Origin of the sequence: Pedobacter sp., assembly GCF_035566355.1 — a bacterium.
Lineage (GTDB): Bacteria > Bacteroidota > Bacteroidia > Sphingobacteriales > Sphingobacteriaceae > Pedobacter.
This window is the reverse complement of record NZ_DATMRL010000205.1, coordinates 1-8291: the sequence shown is the minus strand read 5'-3', so window position 1 is coordinate 8291 and position 8291 is coordinate 1. Positions and strand designations below refer to the sequence as shown.

Below are 8291 nucleotides of genomic sequence, written 5' to 3'. Positions count from 1 at the left end.
TGTGGAAAATTCTGTACAGCTGCTTCAAGACTAACGATATCAGGTCCGCTGAAGGAGCGGACAGATCTCTGAGGTCTTTCCGCAGCGTACGAGAATTTTCCTTCGCAAATTGCAGAGGAGGGTGGTGACCGGGTATGGTGCAGAGGAAGTGGAGGCAGGTCTATTTTTTTATTCTTTACCGGAGTTTCTCCGAGCTTTTTGCCTTTTAAATCTTTGCTTTTTGGATGGCAGCACGTAAACAGAAAAACCTGAACAAAAGATTTTGTAATTTCTTTTTATCTAAGCATTTGATAATTAAAAGATTTCTATCTATCTTTGCAGTCCCTAAATTTTAGGGGGCAATAAATAATTATTAACAAATTAAATACAAGCAAGTGAATACGTTAAGTTACAAAACTGTCTCGGCCAATGCAAAAACTGTTAACAAACAGTGGGTTGTTGTTGATGCGGAAGGCGAGATTTTGGGGCGCTTGTCATCGAAGATCGCAATGATCATCCGTGGTAAAAACAAGCCTGAGTACACCCCACACGTAGATTGCGGAGATAACGTTATCGTTATTAATGCAGACAAGGTAAAATTGACCGGAAACAAATTCAGTGAGAAAGAATACATTTCTTACACTGGTTATCCAGGTGGTCAACGTTTCATCTCTCCGAAAGAGTTAATGGCGAAACACCCTACACGTGTTATCGAGAAAGCTGTTCGTGGTATGTTACCTAAAACAAAATTGGGTGCTAAATTGTACACCAACCTTTTTGTTTATGCAGGTTCTGAGCATCCTCACCAGGCACAATCACCAAAAACCATTACACTTTAATTAAAGGAAGAAAGAAATGTCAGTTACTAATACTTCAGGAAGAAGAAAAACTGCTGTTGCACGTATCTATTTAAAAGAAGGCAACGGCACTATTACCGTAAATGGTAAAGATCACAAAGTATATTTCCCAACATTACCTTTACAATATATCGTTAACCAATCTTTAGAAGTTTCTGAAACAGTTGGTCAGTATGATATTACTGTAAACGTAGCGGGTGGAGGTGTTAAAGGTCAGGCAGAGGCTGTTCGTTTAGCTATTGCTAAAGCTATTGTTGAATTAGATGCTGAGAAAAAACCAGCATTACGCGCTAAAGGGTTAATGACCCGTGATATGCGTATGGTTGAGCGTAAGAAACCAGGACGTAAGAAAGCACGTAAGAAATTCCAATTCAGTAAACGTTAATCGTAAGGAGACAACACAATGGCAAGAACAACATATCAAGACTTATTGGATGCAGGTGTACACTTTGGTCACCTTACCCGTAAATGGAACCCAAAAATGGCGCCTTACATTTTCATGGAGCGCAATGGTATCCACATTATAGATTTAAATAAAACTTTAACTAAAACTGAAGAAGCTGCTTCTGCGATTAAACAAATCGTAAAATCAGGTCGTAAGATCTTATTTGTAGCGACTAAGAAACAAGCTAAAGAAATCGTTGCTGAGCAAGCAAAAAAAGTAAACATGCCTTTCGTAACTGAGCGTTGGTTAGGTGGTATGTTAACTAACTTTGCTACCGTTCGTAAGTCTATCAAAAAGATGTCTAACATCGATAAAATGACTAAAGACGGTACTTATTCGATCCTTTCTAAGAAAGAGCGTTTAATGATTCAGCGTGAGCGTATCAAATTGGAAAGCTTATTAGGTGGTATTGCGGATCTTAACCGTTTACCAGCTGCTATCTTTTTAATTGACGTTAAAAAAGAGCATATCGCTGTGAGCGAAGCGTTGAAATTAAACATTCCAACATTTGCAATGGTGGATACAAACTCTGATCCTTCGAACATCGATTTCCCTATCCCGGCGAATGATGATGCAACTAAATCTATCTCTTTAATTACTGATGTAATCATCAAAGCGATTGAAGAAGGTTTAGACGAGCGCAAGCGTGAGAAAGATGATGAAGCTGAAAAAGAAGCTGTAGCTGCTAAAGCTGCTGCTGATGCTCCTGAAGCTGCTGCACCTGGCGAAAGAAGAAAAAAAGTGAGTGCTGAGTCTGAAGAAGGAACCAGCGAAGCGTAGATAATATAATTTTGGGTTGTATGTTGTGCGTTGCGGGTTTTACTTACAACAATCAATATACAACCCTTATTTTTTTAAATAAAACTTAAAAAGGAAACAAAAATGTCAGTACAAATTACTGCTGCAGATGTAAACAAATTACGCCAACAAACCGGTGCCGGTATGATGGATTGCAAAAAAGCATTAACAGAAGCAAACGGCGATTTTGAAGCAGCCGTTGATTACTTACGTAAAAAAGGTGCTAAGGTAGCAGCCAGCCGTCAGGATCGTGATTCTAACGAAGGTGTTGTTATCGCTAAAGCTACAGCAGACGGTAAACGTGGTGTTGTTGTAGAATTGAACTGCGAAACTGACTTCGTAGCAAAAAATGCTGATTTCGTTGCTTTGGGTAACAAATTTGCTGATTTGGCTATTGAGAAAAACCCAGCTTCTTTAGAGGAATTATTGGCTCTTGAAGTAGATGGTCAGAAAGTTTCAGATATCATTGTTGAGAACACTGGTAAAATCGGTGAGAAAATAGGTATCTCTAAATTCGAAACTGTTACTGGTGAAAAAGTTGTTCCTTATATCCACGGTAACTACCGTTTAGGTGTATTGGTTGCTTTAAACCAAAATGTTGATGGTGTTGAAGAGGCAGGTAAAGATGTAGCGATGCAAATTGCTGCAATGAACCCGGTTGCTTTAGATAAAGCAGACGTAGATTCAACGACTATTGAGCGCGAAACTGAAATTGCTAAAGAGCAAATCCGTGCTGAAGGTAAACCAGAAGAAATGGTTGAAAAAATTGCTGCTGGTAAACTGAACAAATTCTACAAAGACAGTACTTTATTGAACCAGGAATTTGTTAAAGATTCTTCTAAAGATGTTCGTAAATTCTTAAACGATACTTCAAAAGATCTAACTGTTACTTCGTTCAAACGTGTACAATTAGGTGCTTAATCAAAATTTTATTTGATAAAAAAATCCCTCCCTGTGAGGGATTTTTTTTTGCCTTATATTTGCCCCGGTTTTCCTTTACTAATTCCTAATCTATGATCGCAATAACGAACGTAAAACTCTTTACTAATGGCCACTTGACCAATACTCAAAATGTTTTAATTGAAGAGGGTAAGATAACGGCTTTAACTACAGGTGGAATCCCGGAGGGATATACTGTTATTGACGCAGGGGGTGATTACCTGGTGCCTGCTTTTATAGAACTGCAGATTTATGGTAGCGGAGGCAATTTGTTCTCTGCTTACCCGACAGCTGATACGCTGCGGCAAATGGACCTGGATCTGGCGGGCAAGGGTACAACAAGTTTTATGGCTTGTGTGGCCACCAATAGTATGGAGATTGTCTATCAGTGTATCGATGCGGCTAAAGCTTACAGAGACGAAGCCAAAGGTTTTCTTGGCCTGCATCTGGAGGGGCCTTATCTGAATCCAAAGAGGTTGGGGGCGCATGTTCCTGAATATGTTCGCAAGGCTTCGCTGGAAGAGGTAAAAAGATTAATGGAATACGCTGAGGGGACGGTGAAGATCATGACGATTGCTGCGGAACTGCAGGATGACGATGTGATCCGGTATTTATTGGACCAGGGCGTCATTTTATCCCTGGGGCATAGCGATGCAACTTTTGAACAGGCTACAGCCGCTTACAATAAAGGGGTAAGCACCACAACACATTTGTTCAATGCAATGCCTTCTATCCATCACCGGTCTCCAAATCTGCCGGTTGCGTTATTTAATCATCCTACAGCTATGGCCAGTATTATTGCCGATGGAAATCATGTGGATTTTGAGGTGATCAAAATGAGCCATCAGTTGATGAAGGAACGTTTGTTCCTGATTACGGATGCGGTAACAGAATGTCATATCGGGCCTTATCAGCATCAGCGGAGCGGTGATAAATTCATTACACCTAACGGGACGCTTTCCGGATCAAGTATTACGATGCTGGATGCGGTGAAAAACTGTGTGGTGCATTGTGGAATTCCAAAGGAGGAGGCTTTAAATATGGCGTCACTGCATCCTGCAAAAGTACTTGGAAAATCAGATTTTTTTGGAAAAATAAGTGCCGGATATAAGGCGGATCTGCTGCTGCTGGATGATGATTTAAACCTGAAAAAGGTTTTTGTTGGAGGACTTGAACATTTGATCCTCAATAATTAAAACAAATAGCTATTTTTGGACTCATGAAATATAAAAGGATCCTATTAAAATTAAGTGGCGAATCGTTAATGGGCGATAAGCAATACGGAATTGACAATGAGCGCGTTAGGCAATACGCAGAGGATATCAAAGCAGTGCATGCCCAGGGGCTTGAGGTAGCCATCGTGATTGGAGGAGGGAATATCTTCAGGGGTTTGAGTGCAGAGAAATCAGGAATGGACCGTGCACAGGCAGATTATATGGGTATGCTGGCTACTGTAATCAACAGTATGGCGCTTCAGGATGCTTTGGAAAAAGTTGGTCTGAAAACCAGGTTGCTTACGGCGATCAAGATGGAACAGATCTGTGAACCATTTATCCGCAGAAGAGCCGTTAGGCATCTTGAAAAAGGACGTGTGGTTATTTTCGGTGCGGGTACCGGTAATCCTTATTTTACAACAGATTCTGCGGCTGCTTTAAGAGCAATTGAGATCAAAGCAGATGTGGTTCTAAAGGGCACCCGTGTAGACGGAATTTATACTGCGGATCCGGAAAAAGACCCTACTGCAACACGTTTCGATAAAATTTCTTTTAGAGAGGTTTATGCCAAAGGATTAAATGTAATGGATATGACTGCATTTACACTTTGTGAAGAAAATGAACTTCCAATTATCGTTTTTGATATGAATAAGCCAGGTAATTTCATGAAAATTGCTAAGGGCGAGGAGATAGGAACACTCGTAAAAGGCTGATTTTAGATTTTTTTATATTTTTGCACAAACAATACAAATTATGAATGACCTCATAAAGAAACAATTACAAGACGCCCAGGCTACAATGGACAAAGCTATTACACATTGCGAGTCTGAGCTGACCAAAATTCGTGCTGGAAAAGCTTCTGCAGGTATGCTGGAAGGGATCATGGTAGATTACTATGGTAACCCTACACCATTGAGCCAGGTAGCCAGTATCAATACGCCGGATGCACGTACGCTACTGATCCAGCCTTGGGAAAAAACATTGTTAACACCTATAGAGCGAGCCATTTTAGAAGCCAATATTGGGATCAACCCGCAAAATGACGGTATTATTATCCGTTTGGTTGTTCCGCCGCTTACAGAAGAGCGCAGAAAAGAACTGGTTAAAAAAGTCAAAGAAGAGGCAGAGAGAGGAAAGATCGCTATCCGCAACATCCGTAAAGATGCGAACGAAAAGATCAAAAAATTAAAAGGAGAAGCTGTTTCTGATGATGAAATTAAGACAGGTGAGGGCGAAGTTCAGAAAATAACTGATGCATATATCATTAAAGTGGATAAGCATGCAGAGGTGAAAGAGAAAGACATCATGACGGTTTAAAGCCGACGAATTATAATATTGTTGTAATTAAAAGGGAATATAGTGGAAGCTATATTCCCTTTCTTTATTTTTGAAGCCCAAATAGTTATACCAATTGTGTATTTGAAAACTGTTTGCAAACAAAATGAAATTATTGATTCAGTATCTAAAACGGCACCAATGGGTTGTTGTGCTTGCACTCGTCCTGGCTTCCATTAATATAGGTTTTTCTCTGCTTGACCCTTATATCACCGGAAGGATCGTAGACCGGTTTATAGAAAAAAAGGATATCCTTTCCAGAAATGAATTTGTTTGGGGGGTATTGGGCTTGGTTGGATTGAGTATTGGTGCGGCCATGGTGTCAAGGATTGCCAAGAACTTCCAGGATTATTTTACCAGTATTATTGTGCAGAAAGTTGGGGCCAGAATGTATGCGGATGGCTTAAAACATTCGCTTGAACTGCCTTATCAGGTTTTTGAAGACCAGAGAAGTGGAGAAACATTAGGCATCCTGCAAAAAGTACGTCTGGACAGCGAGAAGTTTATTACCTCTTTTATCAGCATCCTGTTTGTGAGTTTGATCGGAATGGTCTTTGTTATTGTTTACTCTGTTGCGGTAAGCTATAAAGTGACCCTGATTTATTTTTCTGCTATTCCGATCATCAGTTTTGTGAGCTGGTTCCTGAGCCGGAAAATAAAAACGATACAGAAGACCATCGTTGCAGAGACGACTGCGCTTGCAGGTTCTACAACTGAATCTTTGAGGAATATAGAACTGGTGAAAAGTTTGGGTTTGGCCAATCAGGAAATTGAAAGGCTGAACAAGACGACTTATAAAATCCTGGGGCTGGAGCTCAAGAAAGTGAAATTTGTGAGGAGTATGAGTTTTGTACAGGGAACAACAGTTAACCTGGTACGGAGTACCATGGTGGTGGTCCTGCTGATCCTGATCTTTGAGAACACCATTTCTCCTGGACAGTATTTCTCTTTCTTATTCTATTCATTTTTCCTTTTTGGACCGCTTCAGGAGCTGGGCAATGTGATCCTGTCCTGGAGAGAAGCTGAAGTATCACTGGGTAATTTTAAAAGGATATTAAGCACGCCGATAGATGTAAAACCAGAAAATCCGGTGAAACTGGATAAAATCACCAGACTTTCTTTCGCAAATGTCAATTTTAAACACCTGACAGGAAGAGCGAATGCCTTGAATAATATTAGTTTTAATACCCGGAATGGCGAAACCATTGCTTTTGTTGGGCCTTCTGGTTCTGGGAAAACAACCCTGGTGAAATTACTGGTGGGCTTGTACCAGCCTATGGAAGGGGAGGTTTTTTATAATGAGATTTCCGGTAAGGATATTGATCTGGATCAGCTGAGAGAAAAGATTGGTTTTGTGACACAGGATACACAGTTGTTCTCGGGTACGATCCGAGAGAACCTGCAGTTTGTGCGCCCTCTGGCTACAGATGAAGAGTGTATGCGGGTATTGCACCAGGCAGCTTGTCATAACCTGCTGGCCAGGGCCGATAAAGGCCTGGATACCGTAATTGGTGAAGGTGGGGTGAAAGTATCTGGTGGAGAAAAACAACGTCTGTCCATTGCCCGGGCTTTACTTCGCCAGCCGGATATCCTGGTGTTCGACGAAGCCACATCTTCTCTTGATTCTTTAACAGAAGAAGAGATTACCGGTACCATCAGGGAAATTTCTGAGCAGACCAGCCATATGACCATCTTGATTGCGCATCGTTTGTCCACGATCCGCCATGCTGACAGGATCTTTGTACTGGAGAAAGGTCATATTATAGAGCAAGGCAAACACGAAGACCTTTTAGAAGAAAAAGGGCTGTATTTTGCGATGTGGCGCCAGCAGGTGGGTGAACGTGTAGAACACGTTTAGACCGCTGCAGGCTCTGTTTTGCTGCCACTGATGTCGTCGAGGGTTAAGCCCAGCAGGCTCTTGGTTTTGGAGTATGTAATTCCGGCCACAAGGATGGTCATGCAGCCTCCAAATACCACAGCAGGGACGGTTCGCATGAGTCTTGCCGTAAGGCCGGATTCGAAGGCCCCGATCTCGTTGGAAGAACCTATGAACATGCTGTTTACTGCAGAGACCCGTCCGCGCATTTCATCGGGAGTAAGTAATTGCATAATGGTAGATCGGATCAACACGCTGACGCTGTCAAATGATCCTTCTGCAAAGAGGAACATCAAGGTCAGGTAGAAGTTCTTGGACAGGCCATAACAGATGATACTGGTGCCAAACCCAACCACAGCAATGAGGAGGTTTCTCCAGGGTTTCCTCATTGGGGAGATGCGTGTCATTACAAACATAGTGAGGACGGCTCCAGCTGAGGCGGAAGCCCGCATAAAGCCCAGGCCCTCGGAGCCCACTTTTAAAATATCATTGGCGAAGACGGGAAGCAGAGCAACTGCGCCACCAAAAAAGACAGAGAAGAGGTCAAGACTCATCGCTCCAAGCATCATTTTACTTTTAAATACAAATTGTACACCTTCGGTAAGGCTTTTCATAATGCTTTCTTTAGGGATATATCTTGGCGGGTGTTTTTTAAGAAAGGCTATACAGCCCAGGGCGATCAGAATAAAGAAAAGAATAACACAATAGGTAACGGTTACCCCAAAGAAGGCATAGATCAGTCCACCTACCGCAGGACCGATGATAGAGGCGGTCATATACGCAGAACTGTTCCAGGTGCTCGAATTTGGATATAGCTCTTTAGGTACAACCTGCCCCATGATAGAGAA

At 41.7% G+C, this 8291-nt stretch carries 9 protein-coding genes; 8 read left to right on the top strand and 1 reads right to left on the bottom strand.

Features of this window, described 5'->3' with window-relative positions; genetic code table 11:
• Positions 1-374: 374 nt before the first annotated feature.
• From rplM to VNZ46_RS07915, 8 genes are all read left to right on the top strand, one after another.
• Positions 375-818: a 50S ribosomal protein L13 gene (gene rplM, locus VNZ46_RS07950; protein WP_108552448.1), complete on the top strand. Its 444-nt coding sequence runs from the start codon at positions 375-377 to the stop codon at positions 816-818.
• A gap of 16 nt (positions 819-834) precedes the next feature.
• A complete protein-coding gene (gene rpsI, locus VNZ46_RS07945; RefSeq protein WP_108552450.1) occupies positions 835-1221 on the top strand; it encodes a 30S ribosomal protein S9 in 387 nt (128 codons plus the stop codon).
• An 18-nt stretch (positions 1222-1239) separates the two neighbouring features.
• A complete protein-coding gene (gene rpsB, locus VNZ46_RS07940) occupies positions 1240-2061 on the top strand; it encodes a 30S ribosomal protein S2 (protein WP_325559538.1) in 822 nt (273 codons plus the stop codon).
• Between the two features lie 102 nt (positions 2062-2163).
• Positions 2164-3000, top strand: coding sequence for a translation elongation factor Ts (gene tsf / locus VNZ46_RS07935; protein WP_325559537.1), 837 nt, complete (start codon positions 2164-2166; stop codon positions 2998-3000).
• A gap of 92 nt (positions 3001-3092) precedes the next feature.
• Positions 3093-4214: an N-acetylglucosamine-6-phosphate deacetylase gene (gene nagA, locus VNZ46_RS07930; RefSeq protein ID WP_325559536.1), complete on the top strand. Its 1122-nt coding sequence runs from the start codon at positions 3093-3095 to the stop codon at positions 4212-4214.
• 23 nt (positions 4215-4237) lie between these two features.
• The gene (gene pyrH / locus VNZ46_RS07925; protein WP_108552462.1) at positions 4238-4945 is read left to right on the top strand and encodes a UMP kinase; all 708 of its coding nucleotides are present in this window, start codon (positions 4238-4240) and stop codon (positions 4943-4945) included.
• A gap of 40 nt (positions 4946-4985) precedes the next feature.
• On the top strand, positions 4986-5549 hold the full coding sequence (gene frr, locus VNZ46_RS07920) for a ribosome recycling factor (protein WP_325559534.1): 564 nt from the start codon (positions 4986-4988) through the stop codon (positions 5547-5549).
• A 124-nt stretch (positions 5550-5673) separates the two neighbouring features.
• On the top strand, positions 5674-7425 hold the full coding sequence (locus tag VNZ46_RS07915) for an ABC transporter ATP-binding protein (RefSeq protein ID WP_325559533.1): 1752 nt from the start codon (positions 5674-5676) through the stop codon (positions 7423-7425).
• Here the strand turns inward: VNZ46_RS07915 and VNZ46_RS07910 are convergent.
• Positions 7422-8291, bottom strand: an 870-nt coding sequence (locus VNZ46_RS07910) for an MFS transporter (RefSeq protein WP_325559532.1), incomplete at its 5' end; no start/stop codon positions are given. The two genes, VNZ46_RS07915 and VNZ46_RS07910, sit on opposite strands and share 4 nt — an antisense overlap.

Bases quoted from the DNA above. Each gene is read 5' to 3' on its own strand.
- rpsI (WP_108552450.1), top strand. From the start codon at position 835: ATGTCAGTTACTAATACTTCAGGAAGAAGAAAAACTGCTGTTGCACGT.
- rpsB (WP_325559538.1), top strand. From the start codon at position 1,240: ATGGCAAGAACAACATATCAAGACTTATTGGATGCAGGTGTACACTTT.
- tsf (WP_325559537.1), top strand. From the start codon at position 2,164: ATGTCAGTACAAATTACTGCTGCAGATGTAAACAAATTACGCCAACAA.
- nagA (WP_325559536.1), top strand. From the start codon at position 3,093: ATGATCGCAATAACGAACGTAAAACTCTTTACTAATGGCCACTTGACC.
- pyrH (WP_108552462.1), top strand. From the start codon at position 4,238: ATGAAATATAAAAGGATCCTATTAAAATTAAGTGGCGAATCGTTAATG.
- frr (WP_325559534.1), top strand. From the start codon at position 4,986: ATGAATGACCTCATAAAGAAACAATTACAAGACGCCCAGGCTACAATG.
- VNZ46_RS07915 (WP_325559533.1), top strand. From the start codon at position 5,674: ATGAAATTATTGATTCAGTATCTAAAACGGCACCAATGGGTTGTTGTG.